The following is a 21,069-nucleotide window of genomic DNA, read 5'->3' as shown; positions in this document are numbered from 1 at the left end:
CGGACTCAGGCTCCCTTCACCGCCTTGACGATCTTCTGCGCGGCGTCATCGAGATTGTCGGCCGGCAGCACATTCAGGCCGGACTCGCTGATGATCTTCTTGCCCAATTCGACATTGGTGCCTTCGAGCCGCACGACCAGCGGCACCTTGAGACCGACTTCCTTGACCGCAGCGACCACGCCCTCGGCAATGACGTCGCACTTCATGATGCCGCCAAAGATGTTGATCAGGATGCCCTTCACGTTGGGGTCCGCGGTGATGATCTTGAAGGCCGCGGTGACCTTCTCCTTGTTGGCGCCGCCGCCGACGTCGAGGAAGTTGGCCGGCTCCATGCCGTATAGCTTGATGATGTCCATCGTCGCCATGGCAAGGCCCGCGCCGTTGACCATGCAGCCGATGGTGCCGTCGAGCGCGACGTAGTTCAGATCGTACTTCGACGCCTCGATCTCCTTGGCGTCCTCCTCGGTCTCATCGCGCAGTTCGACGACGTCAGGATGCCGGAACAGCGAGTTGGAGTCGAACGAGACCTTGGCGTCGAGCACGCGCAGCTGGCCCTGCTTGGTGACGACCAGCGGATTGATCTCGAGCATCGCCATGTCCTTGGCGACGAAGGCGTTGTAGAGCTGGATCGTCAGCTTCTCGGCCTGTTTGGCGAGATCACCCGACAATTTCAGCGCCTTGGCCACGGCGCGGCCGTGATGCGGCATGACGCCGGTGGCCGGATCGACCGAGAAGGTGACGATCTTCTCGGGGCTTTCATGAGCGACGTCCTCGATGTTGACGCCACCTTCGGTGGACACGACGAAGGCGACCCGCGAGGTCTCGCGATCGACCAGGATCGAGAGGTAGAACTCCTTATCGATGTCGGAGCCTTCCTCGATGTAGAGGCGGTTGACCTGCTTGCCCTGCGGGCCGGTCTGCACGGTGACCAGGGTCGCGCCGAGCATCTGCTTGGCGAACGTATTCACCTCTTCGACCGACTTGGCGAGGCGGACGCCGCCCTTGTCACCGGCCGAGGCCTCCTTGAACTTGCCCTTGCCGCGCCCGCCGGCATGGATCTGGCTCTTCACCACCCAGATCGGACCACCCAGCGTCTTGGCTGCGGCATCCGAATCCTCCGGCCGCAACACCGGCACACCCTTCGAGATCGGCACACCGAATTGATGCAGCAGCGCCTTGGCCTGGTATTCGTGAATGTTCATACGAGCATGCTCCCCGACCCCGCCTGGGGTGAATTGCAACGTTCCAACTCTACGGTCTGGTATACCATATACCAAACGTCGGACAACCCCATGATTGCGGGCGGAGGAGACCGCCCGCAGTCACGCAAACTTGCCCAAGCTTACTTGCCCAACAGTTCAGGCGCGATCTTCCGGCAGGCGTCGACCAGACCTTGCACCGCAGCAACCGACTTGTCGAACGCCTCGCGATCCTTGCCGGCGAGTTCGATCTCGACGACGCGCTCGACACCCTTGGAGCCGATCACGACGGGAACGCCGACATACATGTCTTTCACGCCGAACTCGCCGTTGAGGTAGGCGGCGCAGGGCAGGACGCGCTTCTTGTCGCGCAGGTAGCTCTCAGCCATCGCGATCGCTGAGGCCGCCGGCGCGTAATAGGCCGAGCCGGTTTTCAGCAGGTTGACGATCTCGGCGCCGCCGTTGCGGGTGCGGTCGACGATCTCGTCGATACGGGCCTGCGAGGTCCACCCCATCTTGACGAGGTCGGGCAGCGGAATGCCGGCCACGGTCGAGTACTTGGTCAGCGGCACCATGGTATCGCCATGGCCGCCGAGCACGAAAGCCGTGACGTCCTCGACCGAGACGTTGAACTCGTCGGCCAGGAAATAGCGGAAGCGCGCGGAGTCGAGCACGCCCGCCATGCCGACCACCTTTTTGGCCGGCAGGCCGGAGGCCTTCTGCAGCGCCCAGACCATCGCGTCGAGCGGGTTGGTGATGCAGATGACGAAGGCGTCGGGCGCGTATTTCTTAATGCCGGCGCCGACCTGCTCCATCACCTTCAGATTGATCGAGAGCAGATCGTCGCGGCTCATACCGGGCTTGCGCGGCACGCCCGCGGTGACGATGCAGACCTTCGCGTTGTCCAACGCCTCATAGGAATTGGCGCCGCTGTAGTGGGCATCGAAGCCATCGACCGGCGAGGACTGAGCGATGTCGAGCGCCTTGCCCTGCGGCACGCCTTCCGCAATGTCGAACATAACGACGTCGCCAAGCTCTTTCAGGCCAATGAGGTGAGCCAGCGTTCCGCCGATCTGACCGGAGCCAATCAAAGCAATCTTGTCGCGCGCCATGAGAAATGTCCTTTGAACCCGAACGGGTGGAGGGAGGTGGAAAAGCCTGGGTGGCTGGTTATCCCTTTCGCCGAGGCCATTCAAGTCAGGCTAATGGCCAATTCGAGGGGCTGCCTTCATTTCGATCAGCCCCTGAAAAAGCCGGCAGGGATCGTCATTGGCCGCACCGGCATGGCGTTTTCACGGCCGTGTGTTCGATGGCAGGCTTTGCCCGCCCATTGCACTCCGACACCGCCGCTCTGTCAGGTTTCGACCAGGCCGGTCGACGTGCCGCTGGCGGTCGAGTCCTTTCGGCCGTGGGGCAAGGCGAGATAGGATTCCGAACCCATCTCGATCAGCCGCGACGCGGTGCGCTTGAACTCCATCGCCTCGATCCCCTCGTTCGCGAGATAGAGCGACACCGGGTTGGCTTCGGCGGAGGCGATCAGCTTCACGGCATTGTCGTAGAGCGCATCGATCAGCGTCACAAACCGCTTCGCAGCGTTACGCTCAGGGTAATCCATCACTGGAATATGGTCGACCAAGATGGTGTGATAGTCGTGCGCGAGCCGTAGATAGTCGGATGCGGCCAGCGGCTTCTCACACAATTCGGCGAAGGAAAAGCGGGCGACTCCCGGCGCCGAACACGGCACGTGAAGCGTGCGCCCCTTGATCGCAATGTCGCGCGGCCTGCACCTGGCATTGCCGGTCAGCTTCGCCCAAGCCTTGTCAAGCGCGGCCCGCGCATCGATATCGGCAGGCACCAGCCACATCTTGACGCCGGCTAGCTTCTCGAGCCGGAAGTCGGTGCGGGCATCGAGCCGTGCCACCTCCATATGGTCTTCGATCTGTTTGATGAACGGCAGGAAAAGCGCCCGGTTCAGCCCGCCTTTGTACAGATCCTCCGGCGCCACGTTCGACGTGGCGACGACGACCGTACCGAGCTCGAACAGCTTGGCGAACAATCGCCCGAGGATCATCGCGTCTGCGATGTCGGTGACATGGAATTCGTCAAAGCAAAGCAGCCATGCCTGGTCGAAGATGGCGTTTGCGGTCAGCCCGATCACGTCGGTATCGGCAAGCTCGCCGCGCGCAATGTTCTGCCGATAGCCATAGATGCGCTCATGCACGTCGGCCATGAATTCGTGGAAATGAGCGCGGCGCTTGTGCGCCACCGGACAGGTCTGAAAGAACAGGTCCATCAGCATGGTCTTGCCGCGACCGACTTCGCCGTGGACATAGAGGCCGCGCGGCGGCTCGCTCTTCTCGGAAAACAGCCGGCCCAAAAGGCCCTGCTTGCGCGCGGGCTTGTAGGTCGACAGCCGGCGCTCCAGCGCGGCCAAGGCATCGGCGACCTCCGACTGCGCGGGATCGGCCTCGATAGCGCCGGAATCGATGAGGGATTGGTACTGGGCGCGAAACGCGTCGGACGGAGTGGACAACATGAGCCCACTCTAGGTCATGAGGCTTGCTAAAATTGCAAGCCGTCATTTGGTCGTGGCCGCTATGCGGTCATCATCGCCGGCTTTGGTATACGGCAGGCAAAGAACCTGCCGTTTCCACCAGCAATCGGCGGCGGTTCGGCGAATTTACGCGCAGAGCTGGTAGGCATCCTCGACGACGTAGGGTCCGCCTCCGGTCGACGCGCGCGAAGAGAACAGCACGAAGCGCTCGGCCAGGAACACCCGGCTCGGGAAATAGCCGCGCACCGACAGGTAATCGGCAACGTCCTGGCTGGAAGCATCATGCAGCCGCGCCAGCGTCACATGCGGGACGAACTTGCGTCCCTCGGGATCGAGCCCGATCCGTTGCATCATGCGCTCGAGCTCGGCCTGCAATTCGATCAGCGGCCGGCTTGGCGCGATATTGGCGACCACCGCACGTGGCTTGCGGCCGCCGAAGCTGGAGAGCCCCTGCACCGTGACCTCGAAGGGCTTGCGGTTGACCCGCCACAGCAACGAAGCGATCTCATTGGCGGAGGCGCCATCGATGTCGCCGATGAAACGCAGGGTCACGTGATAATTGTCGGGATCGACCCAGCGGGCGCCGGGAAGGCCACCCCGCAAACTGGAAAGTGTGCTGCCGATATCGGCCGGGATTTCCAGTCCAGTGAACAGACGCGGCATCGTTTGAGGACTCCCGATGCTTGAGGCTGCCCCCGCAAGACAACGGGATCAAGCCTCCAAAGTTGATCGACGAATCGTCCAGTACACACTTGTACCGAACTTATATGACTCTGCGAAGCAACGGGCGTTAACCGATCGAAAACCTGCGGAAAACCTTGGAGTTTCGCTCTATCTCAGGTTAACGCGCGCCTTCCAAAGCTCGTAGCCCGCTCATTGTCCGCGAAGCGGGCGCAGGAATGCCTCTACCGTAGGCAGCATCTTCGCGACGATGATGTCGACCCCAGCCGCGGTGGGATGAAGCCCATCGGCCTGGTTGAGCTTGGGGTCAGCCGCAACGCCTTCGAGAAAGAATGGATAGAGCGGCACATCGAATTGCTTGGCGAGATCCGGATAGATCGCGTTGAACTTCGCCGCGTATTCGCTGCCATAGTTCGGCGGCGCGAGCATGCCGCATAACATCACCGCAATCTTTCGCGCCTTCAGCCGGGTCACGATCTCGGTCAGGGCCTTGCGGGTCACTGCGGGATCGATGCCGCGGAGGGCGTCGTTGGCCCCGAGCTCGACGATCACGGCATCGGTGCCGTCGGGCACCGACCAATCGAGCCGGTCACGGCCACCGGACGCAGTATCGCCGGACACGCCGGCATTCGTCATGTCGATAGCTATACCATTGTCCTGCAGGGATTTTTGTAACTTGGCCGGAAATGCCTCGTTGCCGGCGAGGCCAAGTCCTGCACTCAAGGAATCCCCGAGTACCACCACCTTTATCGGCTTCGCGGCGTCGGCCCCGGCGAGCGCCGGGCCTGCCGTCATCAATCCGAGCATCAACACGAGTATGTGCACGGCCATCCGCCCGAAACTCTCGACCCGGCTTGCGGAAGTGCCATATGACCGAGCCATGGACAGCCTCATCGAACCCTCACAATTGGCCGGCTCTGTGCCGGACACGATCTCCATCTCCAACGTCAACCTCTCGCTCGGCACCGGTGCTGCGCGGGTCCATATCCTGAAAGATATCAGCCTGCGGGTCGGTCAGGGTGAAACGATCGGCCTGATCGGTCCCTCGGGATCGGGCAAATCCACGCTGCTGATGGTGATGGCGGGGTTGGAACGTCCGGATAGCGGAGAGGTGGTGGTCAATGGCACCGCTTTCAATGCTCTCGACGAGGATGGCCTGGCCCGGTTCCGCGGTCGTCAGGTCGGGATCGTGTTCCAGTCGTTCCACCTCATTCCCACGATGACGGCGCTGGAGAATGTCGCGGTGCCGCTCGAATTGGCAGGAAACATGGACGCGGCGCGGCGGGCGGCACAGGAGCTGGAATCGGTCGGACTCGGTCACCGCCTGCACCACTATCCGACCCAGCTCTCCGGCGGTGAGCAGCAGCGGGTCGCGTTGGCGCGCGCGCTGGCGCCGGATCCCGCGATCCTCGTCGCCGACGAGCCCACCGGCAATCTGGACGAAACCACCGGCAGGCAGATCGTCGACCTTCTGTTCACCAAGCATGCCGAACGCGGCATGACGCTGGTGCTGGTGACCCATGACAGCTCGCTGGCGCATCGCTGCGACCGCGTGGTGCGGCTGCGCTCCGGGCGGGTCGAAGGCGATCACAGCAAGCCGCAAGTCCGGACCGCATGAGCACGATATCCGAACCGATCGGCGGCGGCCGGACGACCGCTCTGTCCGTCCGCTATGCGCTGCGCGAGCTGCGCGGTGGCCTGCGCGGCTTCTACGTTTTCATCGCCTGCATCGCGCTCGGCGTGCTGGCGATCGCGGGCGTCGGCTCGGTGTCAGCCAGCCTCAGCGACGGGCTGACGCGAGAAGGCCGCACCCTGCTCGGCGGCGACGTTGCCTTCTCGCTGTTTCAGCGCGAGGCCAAGCTTGAGGAAGTCGCCTTCCTGCGCACGCATGGCGAAGTCTCGCTGGCGGCGACGTTGCGGGCGATGGTGCGTGCGGCCGACGGACGGCTGGCGCTGGTGGAAGCGAAGGCCGTCGACGGCGCCTATCCGCTGCTCGGCCACCTTGACCTGAAACCGGCCATGCCGCTCGGGGATCTGCTCGGCGAGCGCGACGGCGCTTTCGGGGCCGCCGCCGATCCCGCGCTGCTCGCCCGGCTCGACCTCAAGGTCGGCGACACCGTCACGATCGACAAGGCCCGTTTCCAGATCCGCAGCACGTTGGAGGCCGAGCCGGACAAGCTATCCGGCGGCATCGGGCTCGGCCCGCGCTTTCTGATCAGCGAGGCGGCATTGCGTGCCACGCAGCTGCTGCAGCCCGGCAGCCTGGTGCGCTGGACCTATCGCGTCCGCCTGCCCGACAATGCGGCCGACGATCATGCCACCGCCGCCTTCATTGCCGCGGCGCGCGAGGCCTCGCCTTCCGCGGGCTGGGAGATCCGCTCCCGCAGCAACGCCTCGCCGCAGCTCGAACGCAACATCACCCGTTTCACCCAATTCCTGACGCTGGTCGGACTGGCAGCGCTATTGGTCGGTGGCGTCGGCGTCGCCAATGCCGTGAAGAGCCACATCGACCGGCGCACCGAAGTGATCGCAGCGTTCAAGGCGCTCGGCGCAACGAGCCGCGATGTGTTCGGCATTTACCTCACACAGGTGATCGTACTGGCCGGCATCGGCTCGGTGATCGGACTTTGCGCCGGCGCGGCACTGCCCTTCGTCATCGTCGGCCTCCTAGGCAAGCTGTTGCCGTTACCGGTAGTGCCGGCGCTGCACCCGGACGAGCTCGCGCTGTCGTTCGTCTACGGTCTCCTCACCGCGCTTGCGTTCGGCCTGTGGCCGCTCGGCCGCGTCCACGACGTGCCGGTGGCGGCGCTGTTTCGTGAAGCGGTGATCGCCGAATTTCACCGTCCGCGCTGGCGCTATCTGGTGCTGATGGCCGTAGTGGTGGCGTTCCTGGTCGCCGTCGTCATCGGGCTCGCCTACGACAAGCGGATCGCAGCGATCTTCGTGGCGGCCTCGGTTCTGGTGTTTGCGCTGCTGCGCGGCGTCGCAGCGCTGGTGATGGCGACCGCCCGCCGTCTGCCTCGCAGCCGGTTGCCCCTGGTCCGGCTCGCGATCACCAACATTTATCGTCCCGGTGCCCTGACCCCATCGGTGGTGCTGTCGCTCGGCCTTGGACTGGCGGTGCTGGTGACGATCACTCAGATCGACGGCAACCTGCGCCGGCAATTCCTGGCGCAGCTGCCCGAGCAAGCGCCCTCGTTCTTCTTCATCGATATCCCTTCGACCGAAGCCGATCGCTTCGGCACGTTTCTCAAGCAGCTGGCCCCGAACTCGAAAGTCGAGGAGGTGCCGATGCTGCGCGGGCGCATCGTTTCCGCGCGCGGCGTCCGCGCCGAAGACATCAAAGCTTCGCCGGACGCCGAATGGGTGCTGCAGAGCGACCGCGGCCTGACCTATACGGGCGAGGTGCCGAAAGGCTCCAAAGTGGTCGAAGGCCAATGGTGGGGCGCCGAATACAATGGCCCACCGCTGGTCTCGATCGAGAAACGGATCGCCGACGGCATGGGGCTGAAGGTCGGCGACGAGATCGTGGTCAATGTGCTGGGACGGGACATCACCGCTCATATCGGCAACATGCGCAACATCGACTGGCAGGGGCTCGGCATCAATTTCGTCCTGGTGTTCTCGCCTGGCGCCTTCAAGGGCGCGCCACACACCCATGTGGCGACCCTGACCGAGGCGCGGGCCGACGTCACCGACGATGCGCAGGTCATCAAGAAGGTGGCGGATGCCTTTCCGATGGTGACCAGCGTGCGGGTGCGGGAAGTGATGGAGACGATCGGTGCGGTGGTGTCCAACCTCGCGTTGGCGATCCGCGGCGCGAGCGCTGTCACATTGATCTCTGCAATTCTGGTATTGGGCGGTGCATTGGCTGCCGGCCATCGCCATCGCGTCTACGACGCGGTGATCCTGAAGACCCTGGGCGCGACGCGGCTGCGTCTGCTTGGCGCCTATGGGTTGGAATATCTGTTGATCGGCCTGGCCACGGCAGTATTCGGGGTCATCGCCGGTTCGGTGGCAGCCTGGCTGATCGTGACACGGCTGATGACCTTGAGTTTTGTCTGGCAGGCCGGCAGCGCCGCCTGGGTGGTTTTGGCAGCCCTGGTCGTAACCGTCGGATTGGGGCTGGTCGGCACCCTTTTGGCGCTCAACCAGAAACCGGCCTCCGTCCTGAGGAATTTATGAAATTGCGGCGCTCTGCCGCACGGTTAACGCGATGTAAGGCCAAAAACACGTGCGGAGCGACATTCGGCCGCGCGTGGAAGCTTGCATCGAATATGCTAGTTTCCCACTTGAATGATGGGTTCAGAGTCCGCCCCCGGACGTAAATTTGCCGATGACGGAAATTTAATGTCGGGAGCGAGGGACATCTGAGATAGGGTTTCGAGAGCCGGCGGAACGGGCCCACAAACGGACCGCCGGACAAACAACGGGAATTCGACCATGTCGGATCTAAACCGCAATTACGCTTCTCCCTTCGGCCGGGTCGCCGGGCGCGCCGATGCCGCGACCGTCGATGCCGGTCTGCGCGCCTATATGCTGCGCATCTACAATTACATGAGCATTGGCCTCGCCATCACCGGCTTGGCCGCGCTCGGCGTCTACATGGCGGCCGTGACCGGTGATCCGGCGGCCGGCGTCTTCCGCTTCGGAAACGCCTACCTGACCCAGTTCGGCTACGCGATGTTCGTGAGCCCGCTGAAGTGGCTGTTCATCCTCGCGCCCTTGGCGATGGTGTTCGCCATCTCGGCCGGCATCAACCGCTTGGCACCGTCGACCGCGCAGATCCTGTTCTGGGTGTTCTCGGCGCTGATGGGTGTTTCGCTGTCGTCGATCTTCCTGGTGTACACCCACACCTCGATCGTGCGGGTGTTCTTCATCACCGCGGCGACCTTCGGCGCGCTGAGCCTCTACGGCTACACCACCAAGCGTGACATGACCGGGTTCGGCTCGTTCCTGTTCATGGGCCTGATCGGCATCGTGATCGCAAGCCTCGTCAACCTGTTCCTGGCGAGCTCCGCGCTTCAGTTCTTTGTGTCGATCATCGGCGTGTTCGTGTTCGCCGGCCTCACCGCCTGGGATACGCAGCGGCTGAAGAACGAGTACATCTACGGCTATGCCTCGGCCGGCGGCGACGTCGCTGAGCGCGCAGCGATCACCGGCGCGCTGTCGCTGTACCTGAACTTCATCAACCTGTTCACGCTGCTTCTGCAGCTGCTCGGCCAGCGCGACTAACAACGGCGAAGGCCAACCTGTTCAAAGCCCCGGCTTCTGGCCGGGGCTTTTTTTGTTGGACCTCGGGCAGCTCTCTGCGCCCCCATCAAGGGCACGAAGACCGCCCCATCGAACACTTGCCCATGGAAGAACTGGCGGGAAGACTTGCCGAGAAGACCTGCCATGTTGGAAGGCGGTTGAACGTGGGCCGGCCCCTGATATGGTTCCGGTCCATGTCAGAACTCGAAATCCGGCCGACGAGCGAGGCCGACCTTGCCGCCATTACCGCGATCTATGCGCAGGCCGTGCGCGAAGGCACAGCGACCTTCGAACTGGAGCCGCCGGATCTGCCTGAGATGACGCGTCGCTTCCGTGCGTTGACCGACGGCGGCTTTCCTTATTTGGTCGCGGTGCAGGATGGCCGTATCGCCGGCTACGCCTATGCGGGGGCCTATCGGCCGCGCCCGGCCTACCGCTTCACGGTCGAGAATTCAGTCTATCTCGATCCTGCAAGCCATCGGCGCGGGATCGGCTTGCGGCTGATGCAACGGCTGATCTCGGAATGCGAGGCCCGCGGCTTCCGCCAGATGATCGCGGTGATCGGCGACTCGGCCAACGCCGCCTCGATCGGCCTGCACACCCGATGCGGCTTCCAGATGATCGGCACACATCCGAACGTCGGACTGAAATTCGGACGCTGGCTCGACACGGTGATGATGCAGCGCCAGCTTGGCCAAGGCGCCGATACGCTGCCGGCAACCTGAAAATCCGCCCCTCATTCCGGAACGTGCGCGGGCCAGCGGCCTCGGCGTGGCGGCCGACGCGGTCACACCAGCGCCGGCTTGCGATCGATGACCAGGAGAACCCGCTCAAGTTCGTGGCCGCGGCGCAGGATCAGCCCCGTGGCCGAGATCACGCTGTACATGCCCTGCTTGCGGGCGAGCCGCGGGTCCTTCTCGATCCGGTAGAGGGGAACTTCCGAGGCGCGCCGGAACACTGAAAAGACCGCGCGGTCGCGTAGAAAATCGATCGAATAGTCCCGCCACACGCCGTCGGCGACCATGCGGCCATACAGATTCAAGATGCGGTTGAGTTCGAGGCGGTTGAACGTCACCCGATTCGGGATCGCCGCGGCGACGTTGCGGGCCGCCGCGCGGTTCTCGCTCGGGTCGGCATCCTCCGGTACGAGGTTCATTGAGCGTCCTCCTGTCATCTGCATGACATGATCGCGCCGTCCCTCAACGACCGCAAGGGACTCTTGAGGAGACCCGCGAAGGCGCTCAAAGCGACCCTGGGCCACTCATGATGATCGCCGGCGATTCTTGGTGATCCTTGGCGAGCCAGATCCGCCCTGTGTCGTGCAGCCTGCACGCAATGCGGGTCCGTCACGGGATCGTTAGCGGAATCATAATGACGCCCCACTTCCGCCAAGCGTCCGCCCCTCCAACCTAACATAACGTTGCGTGTGCGTTGGCCCGGTCCTTTCGGTTCCGGATTCCTCAGCCCCCAGCCCCCCGGGGTCGTCAGGATCGGGCCTATTCACTCCTCCCGACATCGAAGGATGCCATTGAAGGACCGACGAAAGTTGGTCCTTTTGCTTTTGGGGGTATTCCTACTCCGCGTCCGACCTTCGCATCTAGCGGGGGTGAGCTGGTTGCGAGCTGCGGGTGCGAAGAGCTCCGACAGAGTCTTGATCTCAGCGCGGCTTCGAATCGAAGATGGTTGCGCAGACCTGCTGAGCGGAACCCGAACTCGCGATTTTCCGAACGACGACAGTCGCAACGCCGACCGCGAGAAGCGCCAACGCCTCAGCGTGCGTGCGAATCCGGACGTGGGATCGGATCAAACGTCAGTGAAGTTCGGTATAGGCGGCGCCGAGCATGGGGCCGGGACGGTCTCGCGTCCCGTCCTGCACGTAGACGACGGCGCCATCCACGCCCTCGTGGGCGATCTTGTCGATGGGCACATTCCAGTGTCCCGGCGTCCCATTCCAATCGCCGACCTTCAAGAGATTGCGAACGACGTTGTAATAGGTCAACTCGCGGCCGGTGTTCTCACCACGGCTGATCGAGATCGGGATAGCCTTGGAGATCGAGCAGAGCCACACCTCGCCGCGCTTGTGCGCAGCCTGCTCCTTTGCGGCCGCGACGCTCACGGTCAACTCATCGCCCTGAAGGACCAGGCTGACCGGCACCGACATTACGGCGCCGCTGCGCATCGTGTCTTCGATCGCGCCTTCGATCGCCTCGCGATCGCTACCGATGACGTGAACCGAGCCGTTGATGACGGCCTGCGGCGTGTAGACCTCGCGGTCGCCGCGCATGCGCGAATAGGCCCGCTGGCGGGCTGAGAACCGGGAATCGGCCAAGGTGTCCTTCCAGCCGAGATAATCCCAATAATCGATCGGCATGCTCATGGCGATGACGGTGGGATCCTGCGCCAACTCGCCAAGCACCTTGTCCGCCGGCGGACAGGACGAGCAACCTTGGGATGTGAAAAGCTCAACTACCGCGCGAGGATCGGCTTGGGCCGGTCGAATGACGGCGATGATCGCACAGACCCCGAGCGCCGCGCCCGACCACCAAGACGTCCTACCACCCATCATCCCTGCCATGGTCGCATACTACCCGTTACACCTTGCCGCGTTGACACCGTCCCGAAATCGCCTCGAGGCACGATGGTATACCGAACACAAAAGAGGCGGCCCATGTCATAGGCCGCCTCCCGCATCACCTGCCACTCACTTCAGAGTGAGCCAATCTGTCGCACCCTCACGCCGCGAGCTTGCGCAGCACGTAGTGGAGAATGCCGCCGTTTCGATAGTAATCGAGTTCGTCGAGGGTATCGATCCGGCACAGCAGCGGGACCTGCTGCGTCGCCCCCTCAGCCGAGGTGATCTCGGCGGTGAGCGTTTGGCGAGGCTTGAGATCGCCCTGCAGACCCCTGATGGTGACCTTCTCGTCACCCTTCAGGCCGAGCGACTGCCAGGATGTACCCTCCTGGAAGGTCAAGGGCAGTACGCCCATGCCGACCAGGTTGGAGCGGTGAATACGCTCGAAGCTCTGGCAGATGACGGCGCGGACGCCGAGCAGCCGCGTGCCCTTGGCGGCCCAATCGCGCGACGAGCCGTTGCCATATTCGGCGCCGGCGAACACCACCAGCGGCACGCCCTCGGCCTGGTACTTCATGGCAGCGTCGTAGATCGGCATCTGCTCGCCGTCGGGCCAGTGCTTGGTGAGACCGCCCTCGGGGATGCTGCCGTCGGCGCCCTTGAGCATGAAGTTCTTGATGCGGATATTGGCGAAGGTGCCGCGCATCATGACTTCGTGATTGCCGCGGCGGGTGCCGTACTGATTGAAGTCCGCGGGGCGCACCTGATGCTCGCTGAGGAATTTGCCGGCGGGCGAGGTCAGCTTGATCGAACCGGCCGGCGAGATGTGGTCGGTGGTGATCTTGTCGCCGAACAGCGCCAGGATGCGGGCTTCCACCACGTCCTTGATCGGCTCCGGCTCCTTCTTCATGCCCTCGAAATAAGGCGGGTTCTGTACATAGGTCGAGCCCATGTTCCAGCGGTAGGTCTCGCTCTCGACCGTCTTGATCTTGCGCCAGTTGGTGTCGCCCTTGAACACGTCGGCATAGCGCTTCTTGAAGATCGACGCCTTCACGTACTTCTTCATGAAGTCGTTGATTTCCTTGGTCGTCGGCCAGATGTCCTTCAGGTAGACTGGCTTCTTGTCCTTGCCGATGCCGATCGGCTCGACCGCAAGGTCCTTGGTCACAGTGCCGGCGAGCGCGTAAGCCACCACCAGCGGCGGTGACGCCAGATAGTTGGCCTGCACGTCCGGCGAGACGCGACCCTCGAAGTTGCGGTTGCCGGACAGCACGGCCGCAGCAACGATGCCGTTATCGTTGATCGACTTCGAAATCTCCTCCGGCAGCGGGCCGGAATTGCCGATGCAGGTGGTGCAGCCGAACCCGACCAGGTTGAAGCCGACCTTGTCGAGGTCCTTCTGCAGGCCGGAATTGGCGAGGTATTCCGCCACGACCTGGCTGCCCGGGGCGAGCGAGGTCTTCACCCAGGGCTTGGCCTTGAGGCCCTTGGCGACCGCGTTGCGCGCGAGCAGGCCGGCCCCGATCAGGACGCTCGGGTTCGAGGTGTTGGTGCAGGAGGTGATCGCCGCGATCACCACGTCGCCGTGACCGAGATCGAAGTCGCGGCCCTCGACCGGGAAGCGGTGGGTGGCGTCCGTCTTCTTGTACTCGCCAGCCAGCGCGGTGGAAAAGCCTTCGCCGACCGCCGGCAGGGCAATGCGGCCTTCGGGCCGCTTCGGACCGGCCATCGAGGGCACGACGTCGCCGAGATCGAGCGTCAGCGTCTGCGTGAATACCGGATCGGCCGACTTCGCCGTACGGAACAGGCCCTGTGCCTTGGCATAGGCTTCGACCAGCGCAACACGCGCCGACTTGCGGCCCGAGACCTTGAGGTAATCGATCGTCGCGGCATCGACCGGGAAGAAGCCGCAGGTCGCGCCATATTCGGGGGCCATGTTGCCGATCGTCGCCTTGTCGGCCACGGAAAGATTATCGAGACCGGGGCCGAAGAACTCGACGAACTTGCCGACCACGCCGAGCTTGCGCAGCATCTGGGTCACCGTCAGCACGAGATCGGTCGCGGTGACGCCTTCCTTGAGTTGGCCGGTCAGCTTGAAGCCGACCACGTCGGGCAGCAGCATCGAGAGCGGCTGGCCGAGCATGCAGGCCTCAGCTTCGATGCCGCCGACGCCCCAGCCGAGCACGGCGAGGCCGTTCACCATGGTGGTGTGGGAATCGGTGCCGACCAGCGAGTCCGGATAGGCGACCTCGAAGGTGCCCTTGGTGCGGCCGACCGTCATCTTCTCCTTCTTGGTCCAAACCGTCTGCGCCAGATATTCCAGGTTGACCTGGTGGCAGATGCCGGTGCCCGGCGGCACCACGGAGAAGTTGGTGAAGGCCTTCTGGCCCCATTTCAGGAATTCGTAGCGCTCCTGGTTCTGCTTGTATTCCTCGGCCACGTTCTTGCCGAACGCCTTGTTGTCGCCGAAGAAGTTCACGATGACGCTGTGGTCGATGACGAGATCGACCGGCACCAGCGGGTTGATCTTCTCGGCATCGCCGCCAAGCTTCTGCATCGCGTTGCGCATCGCGGCCAGATCAACCACCGCCGGCACGCCGGTGAAATCCTGCATCAAGACCCGCGCGGGGCGGAAAGCGATTTCATGCTGCAGCGTCTTCTTCTTCAGCCATTTGGCGACGGCGAGAATGTCGTCCTTGGTCACGCTGCGACCGTCCTCGTTGCGCAACAGGTTCTCGAGCAGCACCTTCATCGAGTACGGCAGCTTGGAGATATCCTTCAGACCGTTCTTCTCTGCGGCGGGAAGGCTGTAATAGACATAAGACTTCGTACCGACCCGAAGGGTCTTACGGCTCTTGAAGCTGTCGAGCGAGGTCATGCGTGGAAATCCCAATTGATCGTTATACCCGGAGAGGGTACCCAAGGACCGTCAGCGCAAAGCGCCGGGTGGCTTGCAGCGGGGGTTTGTGTGCTGCATCAAATCCGGGCTTATAGAAGCTTTCTAACTGCGCCGCCACAGAGACAAGCAAGTCGCGACGTGGCATCACCCACAAATTCTGAAGTGCTAGCCATCGGATTCAGAGGGCTGTAACGGACGGACCATGCAGCTGTTGGGAAGCGATGTCAGATGTGTGCGGGGCGGGCGCGAGGTGTTCGCGGGACTCACCTTCCAGGCCGCGGCAGGCGAAGCGGTGGCGGTCACCGGGCGCAACGGTTCGGGCAAGACATCCCTGCTGCGGCTGATTGCCGGGCTGCTGCTGCCGGCCGGCGGCACGATCGCGATCGAGGGCGGCGAGGACGAACTGACGGTCGCCGAACAGGCACATTATCTCGGTCATCGCGATGCCCTGAAGCCAGCGCTCAGCGTGCATGAAAACCTATCCTTCTGGACCGATTTCCTCGGCGGCGGCGCGGTCCGCGCGACCGCCGATTGCCTTGCCGCGGTGGGGCTTGCGCACGCGACCGATCTGCCGGCGGCGTATCTCTCCGCCGGCCAGCGACGGCGGCTCTCGATCGCCCGACTGCTAGCTGTGCACCGTCCGCTGTGGCTTCTGGACGAGCCGACCAATGCGCTTGATGTCGCGGGCCAGGCGATGTTTGCCGATCTCATGCGCGCGCACCTGGCCGCGGGTGGACTGATCGTCGCCGCCACCCACGGGCCACTCGGCATCGACGTGCGCGAATTGCGGATCGGGGGGATGGGATGATGGATCGAGGCTGTTTTTCGTGCACGGCGGCCGTTCTCCCCTCCCCCTTGCGGGGAGGGAGCGCAGCGAGCGCGGGGAGAGAGCCTCGCTCTCGTACTAAGCCTCTCGCCGAGGCGCTCCCCGCATGACCGCGCTTGATGCCCTGATCCGCCGCGACATCAGGATTGCGCTGCGCATCGGCGGCGGCGCACTGATCGGCGTCCTGTTCTTCCTGACTGTGGTCGTGCTGATGCCGTTTGCGGTCGGCCCCGATCTCGCGCTGCTGAAGCGCCTTGGCCCCGCGATCCTCTGGCTCGGTGCGCTGCTGGCCAGCCTGCTGACGCTCGATCGGCTGTTCACCGCCGATCACGAGGATGGCTCGCTCGACCTGGTCGTGATGAGCCGTACGCCCCTGGAGCTCGCCTGCGCCGCCAAGGCCCTGGCACATTGGATCGCCGCCGGCCTGCCGCTCGTCGTGGCCACCCCCGTGCTGGGTCTGCTCCTCAACCTGGATGCAACGGCGACGGGCGCTATCGCGCTGACGTTGCTGGCCGGCACGCCGGCGCTGACCTTCATCGGCATGATTGGCGCGGCACTCGCCGTGACGATGCATCGCGGGGGCCTGTTGCTTGCGGTCCTGGTGCTGCCTTTGTCCATCCCCGTGCTGATCTTTGGCGTCGCGGCCTCCCAGGCCGCAATCGTCGGCCCGCTACCATTTGGCGCACCCTTCTCCATTCTTTGCGCACTTTCTTTGGTCAGTTTCGTGGTGGGTCCTTTTGCTGCGGCAGCGAGCTTGCGGCACGGACTCGACTGAGCCGCGCCCGGCTTGACCCGCATCAACTCTTCTAGAGCGATCCTATGCTGATTGCCTGCAACCGCTCCGGCCTTTAACTAGATGCTTATGACACTGATCGACCTCGCCAATCCGACCCGGTTCCTTGCACTGGCTGCGCGGCTATTACCTTGGCTGGCGGGGATCACGGCCGCCCTGCTGGCGGCCGGCCTGTATCTGTCCGCCCTCGCCCCCGACGACTACCAGCAGGGGGCTACCGTCAAGATCATGTTCATCCATGTTCCGAACGCCTGGCTGTCGATGTTCGTCTGGGCGATCATGAGCGTCGCCTCACTCGGCACCTTGGTGTGGCGCCATCCGCTGGCCGATGTCGCAGCGAAAGCGGCGGCGCCGATCGGCGCGAGCTTCACCTTCCTGGCGCTGATCACCGGCTCGCTGTGGGGCCGGCCGATGTGGGGCACCTATTGGGAGTGGGATGCGCGACTGACCTCGGTGCTGATCCTGTTTCTGATGTATCTCGGCCTGATCGCGCTGTGGCGCGCGGTCGAGGACCCGACCCGCGCAGCCCGTGCGGCTGCGGTCCTGACCCTGGTTGGCGCGATCAATTTGCCGATCATCAAGTTCTCCGTCGACTGGTGGAACACGCTGCATCAGCCGGCCTCGGTGATGCGAATGGGCGGTCCCGCACTCGACAAGGCGTTCCTGATCCCGCTCCTGGTGATGGCGGTCGCCTTCACGTTCCTGTTCGTGACGCTGCATGTCGCGGCGATGCGCAACGAGATCCTGCGCCGGCGCGTGCGCAGCCTGCAGATGATGCAGGCGCGCAACGTTGCAAGCGACGTTTCGACCGGCGGCGTGCCCAGCCATATCGCAGGAGCGGCGTGATCCCATGGACCTCGGGCCCTATACGACCTTCATCGCCTCGTCCTACCTCGCGGCTGCCCTGGTCGTCGCGCTCCTGATCGCCTGGATCATGGTGGACCACCGTACCCAGAAGGCGCGACTGCGCGCGCTCGAAGAGAGCGGCGTCAACCGCCGCTCCGGTCGCGCCGCAACGGACATGTCATGACCGAACTGAGCCACCAGACCACCGAGGCCGCGCCGCGCCGCCGCTCCGTCCTGATGCTGCTGCCGCTGGTCGTGTTTCTAGGGCTCGCGGCCCTGTTCTGGTTCCGGCTCGGCAGCGGCGATCCCTCGCGCATTCCCTCCGCCCTGATCGGCCGCCCGGCCCCGCAGACGACGCTACCGCCGCTCGTCGCTTTGACGAACAACGGCACTCCGGTGCCGGGGCTCGACCCTGCCGCCTTCAAGGGCAAGGTCAGCATCGTCAACGTCTGGGCGTCCTGGTGCGTGCCCTGTCACGACGAGGCCCCGCTCCTGGTCGAGCTCGGACGCGACAAGCGGTTCCAGATCGTCGGCATCAACTACAAGGACGCTGCCGACAACGCGCGCCGCTTCCTCGGCCGCTACGGCAACCCCTATAACGTCGTCGGCGTCGACGGCAACGGTCGCGCCGGCATCGAATGGGGCGTCTATGGCGTGCCCGAGACCTTCATCGTCGGCCGCGATGGCACCATCGTCTATAAGCTGGTCGGCCCGATCACGGCAGAGAACATCACCACCGTGTTGAAGCCTGAGATCGAGAAGGCGCTGCAGGCGGGAAGCTAGCTCCGTCATTGCGAGCGAAGCGCCGCCACCCAGACGGGATTCTGGATTGTTTCGTCGCCGGGGCCTGTCATCGGGTTCGCCGGAGGCGAAACCCATGGGCGCCTCGCAATGACCACCGCCTATCCCTTGCTGACATCGCCCGCATCGGCTTCGCTGGCCTCCAGCGACACCGGCTCGAGATGATAGCGCTTGATCAGCGGCATCTGCGCGATGGCGAAGATCGTGGTCAGCGGGATCACGCCGAACGCCTTGAAGCCGACCCAGAAATCCGTGCTCTGTGTGCGCCAGACCGCTTCGTTCAAGACCGCCATCGCGGCAAAGAACAGTGCCCAGCGGAAGGTGAGGATGCGCCAGCCCGCAGGAGTCAGGTTGAACATCTGATCGAACATGATCGCGATGAAGGAGCGATTGAACAAGAGGCCGCCACCGAGCACCGCGGCGAACAGACCGTAGATGATGGTCGGCTTGACCTTGATGAAGGTCTCGTCATGCAAGACCAAAGTAAGCGTGCCGAACACCAGCACGACCACGCCGGTGACCAGCGCCATGATCGGAACGTGCTTGGTCACCACGTAGGACGCGATCATCGCCACGACGATCGCCACCATGAATGCGCCGGTCGCCGCGAACAGTTGAAACTTGGCATTGACCACGAAGAACACGAGCAGCGGACCGAGCTCGGTCGCCAGCTTGAAGAGTGGATGCGGCTGGGTCTTGTCCATGTCGTGTCCTGTTAGCTGTCCTCACCGCCAAAAGCGGCGACCCAGTATCTAAGATGTATGTTGGCGGCGCGGCGCACTCGATGCCCTGCAGGCGCGGGGCATGGCAAGAGAAAACTAATCCTCGATGCCGGCAATCGCGCGGGCAAAATCCTTCGCCGCGAATGGCGAGAGATCGTCGACGCCTTCGCCGACCCCGATAAAGTGCACCGGCAGTTTGAATTTCTCCGCCAGCGCCACCAGGATGCCGCCGCGCGCGGTGCCGTCGAGCTTCGTCATCACCAGACCCGTAACGCCTGCGGTGCGATGAAATGCCTCGACCTGCGACAGCGCATTCTGTCCCACCGTGGCGTCCAGCACGAGCAACACGGCATGGGGCGCTGACGCATCGACCTTGCGGATCACGCGCACGACCTTTTCCAGCTCGTTCATCAGCTCGGCCTTGTTCTGCAGCCGGCCGGCGGTATCGATCAGGAGGATGTCCCGGCCCTGCTCCTTGGCCGCCGTGATCGCGTTGAAGGCGAGGCTTGCGGCATCCGAGCCTTGCGCCCCGGCGATCACCGGCACCTTGGTCCGCTCGCCCCAGACCTTGAGCTGCTCGATCGCAGCGGCGCGAAAGGTGTCGCCGGCGGCCAGCATGACCTGCTTGCCTTCCGAGACGAATTTCGCCGCCAGCTTGCCGATCGTGGTGGTCTTGCCGGAACCGTTGACGCCGACCACGAGGATAACGAAAGGTTTACGAGCGGTATCGACATCGAGCGGCTTCGCCACCGGCGCCAACACCTTCTCTACCTCGGTCGCGACCACCGCCTTCACCTCGTCGGCGCTGATCGTCTTGTCGTAACGGCCGGTGCCGACGGCATCTGCGATCCGGGCAGCCACTTGCGTGCCGAGATCGGCGCGCAGCAGCACGTCCTCGATGTCCTCGAGCATCGCGCGGTCGAGCTTGCGCTTGGTGACGAGATCCGCAACAGCGGTCCCCAGCGCGCCCGAGGTGCGCTTCAGCCCGGCGGACAGCCGCCGCCACCAGCTGAGCTTGGGTGTTTCGGAGGTGGTATCGTTCATGGCGTGGTGTTAGCCCTTCCATCCCGCAAACGAAAGCCTAGACCGGATTTATGGATATCGACCAACCCACCGACGAGGAAATGCTGGCCCGCGTGCTCCATCGCGACGGGCTGATGCTGGTGATCGACAAGCCGGCCGGCATCCCCGTGCACAAGGGTCCCAAGGGCGGGCCGAATCTGGAGGCCTCGTTCGACGCGCTGCGCTATGGCCTGCCGCGACCGCCGGTCTTGGCCCATCGGCTGGACAAGGAAACCTCGGGCTGCCTGGTGCTGGGACGCCATCGCAAGGCAACGGCCTCGCTCGGGCTTTTGTTCAAGCATGGCAAGATTTCCAAGACCTACTGGGCGGTGGTGGAAGGCGGTCCGGACGAGGACGAAGGCACGATCGAACTGCCGCTCGGCAGGCGCAATGCCGAGCGCGGCTGGTGGCAGAAGCCGGATCCCGAGGGACAGCCGGCGATCACGAAATGGCGGGTGCTGGGGAAGTTCTCCCCTCCCCAACCCTCTCAGCGCGAGCCAAGCTCGTCGCAACCCGAAAGGGGAGAGGGAGCGCACTCTGCTCGCGCCGACACCGAGGCGACAACAGGCAGTACATCGACAAAGCTCACCTGGCTCGCCATGGAACCGGTCACCGGCCGCACCCACCAGCTGCGCGTGCATGCGGCAGCCATGGGCTGGCCGATCGTCGGCGACAATATCTACGGCAACGGTCCACGCCTCGGCGAGCCGCGGCTGCATTTGCATGCGCGCGAGATCAGCATCCCGCTGTCGAAGAACAAGCCGCCGGTGCATGTGGTGGCGCCGGCGCCGGCGCATATGCATGAGCGACTGAAGGCGTGTGGATGGCAGGGAGAGTGAGTGGAGCCGCTCACGACTGATT

The 21,069-nt window shown here is 63.9% G+C and carries 20 protein-coding genes; 10 read left to right on the top strand and 10 right to left on the bottom strand.

All coding sequences use genetic code 11. From position 1 onward, the window contains the following. Positions 1-5 precede the first annotated feature (5 nt). From sucC to QXZ85_RS09755, 5 genes are all read right to left on the bottom strand, one after another. Complete coding sequence (sucC, locus tag QXZ85_RS09775; RefSeq protein WP_315702083.1) at positions 6-1,202, bottom strand: ADP-forming succinate--CoA ligase subunit beta; 1,197 nt, start codon at positions 1,200-1,202, stop codon at positions 6-8. A 140-nt stretch (positions 1,203-1,342) separates the two neighbouring features. Further along, entirely contained in the window at positions 1,343-2,311 is a 969-nt protein-coding gene (gene mdh / locus QXZ85_RS09770; protein ID WP_315702084.1) for a malate dehydrogenase, read from the bottom strand. Positions 2,312-2,553: 242 nt separating this feature from the next. Continuing rightward, positions 2,554-3,735 (bottom strand): cell division protein ZapE, encoded by a 1,182-nt coding sequence (gene zapE / locus QXZ85_RS09765; protein ID WP_315742607.1) that lies wholly within the window; start codon positions 3,733-3,735, stop codon positions 2,554-2,556. Between the two features lie 144 nt (positions 3,736-3,879). Next, on the bottom strand, positions 3,880-4,416 hold the full coding sequence (gene thpR, locus QXZ85_RS09760) for an RNA 2',3'-cyclic phosphodiesterase (RefSeq protein ID WP_315702086.1): 537 nt from the start codon (positions 4,414-4,416) through the stop codon (positions 3,880-3,882). Between the two features lie 210 nt (positions 4,417-4,626). Further along, the gene (locus QXZ85_RS09755; protein ID WP_315703128.1) at positions 4,627-5,259 is read right to left on the bottom strand and encodes an arylesterase; all 633 of its coding nucleotides are present in this window, start codon (positions 5,257-5,259) and stop codon (positions 4,627-4,629) included. A gap of 55 nt (positions 5,260-5,314) precedes the next feature. Between QXZ85_RS09755 and QXZ85_RS09750 the strand changes: the two genes are divergently transcribed. From QXZ85_RS09750 to QXZ85_RS09735, 4 genes are all read left to right on the top strand, one after another. Next, on the top strand, positions 5,315-6,052 hold the full coding sequence (locus tag QXZ85_RS09750; protein WP_315702087.1) for an ABC transporter ATP-binding protein: 738 nt from the start codon (positions 5,315-5,317) through the stop codon (positions 6,050-6,052). Then, on the top strand, positions 6,049-8,619 hold the full coding sequence (locus QXZ85_RS09745) for an ABC transporter permease (protein WP_315702088.1): 2,571 nt from the start codon (positions 6,049-6,051) through the stop codon (positions 8,617-8,619). The genes QXZ85_RS09750 and QXZ85_RS09745 overlap by 4 nt, the downstream gene beginning before the upstream one ends. Before the next feature lie 258 nt (positions 8,620-8,877). Further along, positions 8,878-9,669, top strand: a complete 792-nt coding sequence (locus tag QXZ85_RS09740; protein ID WP_315702089.1) for a Bax inhibitor-1/YccA family protein — start codon at positions 8,878-8,880, stop codon at positions 9,667-9,669. A gap of 122 nt (positions 9,670-9,791) precedes the next feature. Continuing rightward, entirely contained in the window at positions 9,792-10,412 is a 621-nt protein-coding gene (locus QXZ85_RS09735) for a GNAT family N-acetyltransferase (protein ID WP_315767656.1), read from the top strand. 62 nt (positions 10,413-10,474) lie between these two features. On the opposite strand, the gene QXZ85_RS09730 is transcribed toward QXZ85_RS09735, so the two are convergent. The 3 genes from QXZ85_RS09730 to acnA all read right to left on the bottom strand — a co-directional run bounded on the left by QXZ85_RS09730 (position 10,475) and on the right by acnA (position 15,137). Continuing rightward, complete coding sequence (locus QXZ85_RS09730; protein WP_315702091.1) at positions 10,475-10,843, bottom strand: DUF2794 domain-containing protein; 369 nt, start codon at positions 10,841-10,843, stop codon at positions 10,475-10,477. A gap of 654 nt (positions 10,844-11,497) precedes the next feature. Continuing rightward, positions 11,498-12,262, bottom strand: a complete 765-nt coding sequence (locus tag QXZ85_RS09725; protein ID WP_315767657.1) for a DUF1223 domain-containing protein — start codon at positions 12,260-12,262, stop codon at positions 11,498-11,500. A gap of 157 nt (positions 12,263-12,419) precedes the next feature. Next, positions 12,420-15,137: an aconitate hydratase AcnA gene (acnA, locus tag QXZ85_RS09720; RefSeq protein ID WP_315767658.1), complete on the bottom strand. Its 2,718-nt coding sequence runs from the start codon at positions 15,135-15,137 to the stop codon at positions 12,420-12,422. 223 nt (positions 15,138-15,360) lie between these two features. Between acnA and ccmA the strand changes: the two genes are divergently transcribed. From ccmA to QXZ85_RS09695, 5 genes are all read left to right on the top strand, one after another. After that, positions 15,361-15,966 (top strand): heme ABC exporter ATP-binding protein CcmA, encoded by a 606-nt coding sequence (gene ccmA, locus QXZ85_RS09715; RefSeq protein WP_315702094.1) that lies wholly within the window; start codon positions 15,361-15,363, stop codon positions 15,964-15,966. Positions 15,967-16,090: 124 nt separating this feature from the next. Next, the gene (gene ccmB, locus QXZ85_RS09710; protein WP_315729955.1) at positions 16,091-16,759 is read left to right on the top strand and encodes a heme exporter protein CcmB; all 669 of its coding nucleotides are present in this window, start codon (positions 16,091-16,093) and stop codon (positions 16,757-16,759) included. An 87-nt stretch (positions 16,760-16,846) separates the two neighbouring features. Continuing rightward, positions 16,847-17,623, top strand: coding sequence for a heme ABC transporter permease (locus QXZ85_RS09705; RefSeq protein WP_315702096.1), 777 nt, complete (start codon positions 16,847-16,849; stop codon positions 17,621-17,623). Between the two features lie 4 nt (positions 17,624-17,627). Continuing rightward, on the top strand, positions 17,628-17,807 hold the full coding sequence (ccmD, locus tag QXZ85_RS09700; protein WP_315702097.1) for a heme exporter protein CcmD: 180 nt from the start codon (positions 17,628-17,630) through the stop codon (positions 17,805-17,807). Beyond that, entirely contained in the window at positions 17,804-18,406 is a 603-nt protein-coding gene (locus QXZ85_RS09695) for a DsbE family thiol:disulfide interchange protein (RefSeq protein ID WP_315702098.1), read from the top strand. The genes ccmD and QXZ85_RS09695 overlap by 4 nt, the downstream gene beginning before the upstream one ends. 119 nt (positions 18,407-18,525) lie before the next feature. On the opposite strand, the gene QXZ85_RS09690 is transcribed toward QXZ85_RS09695, so the two are convergent. Both QXZ85_RS09690 and ftsY read right to left on the bottom strand, forming a co-directional pair. Then, on the bottom strand, positions 18,526-19,128 hold the full coding sequence (locus QXZ85_RS09690) for a septation protein A (RefSeq protein WP_315702099.1): 603 nt from the start codon (positions 19,126-19,128) through the stop codon (positions 18,526-18,528). A gap of 114 nt (positions 19,129-19,242) precedes the next feature. Continuing rightward, positions 19,243-20,190: a signal recognition particle-docking protein FtsY gene (gene ftsY / locus QXZ85_RS09685; RefSeq protein WP_315702100.1), complete on the bottom strand. Its 948-nt coding sequence runs from the start codon at positions 20,188-20,190 to the stop codon at positions 19,243-19,245. Positions 20,191-20,240: 50 nt separating this feature from the next. Here ftsY and QXZ85_RS09680 point away from each other — a divergent pair, with 50 nt between their 5' ends. After that, positions 20,241-21,047: an RNA pseudouridine synthase gene (locus QXZ85_RS09680; RefSeq protein WP_315729956.1), complete on the top strand. Its 807-nt coding sequence runs from the start codon at positions 20,241-20,243 to the stop codon at positions 21,045-21,047. Positions 21,048-21,069 lie beyond the last annotated feature (22 nt).

The sequence above is a fragment of the Bradyrhizobium sp. SZCCHNGR1005 genome, assembly GCF_032489995.1.
Lineage (GTDB): Bacteria > Pseudomonadota > Alphaproteobacteria > Rhizobiales > Xanthobacteraceae > Bradyrhizobium.
This window is presented reverse-complemented; position numbering and strand designations above follow the sequence as displayed.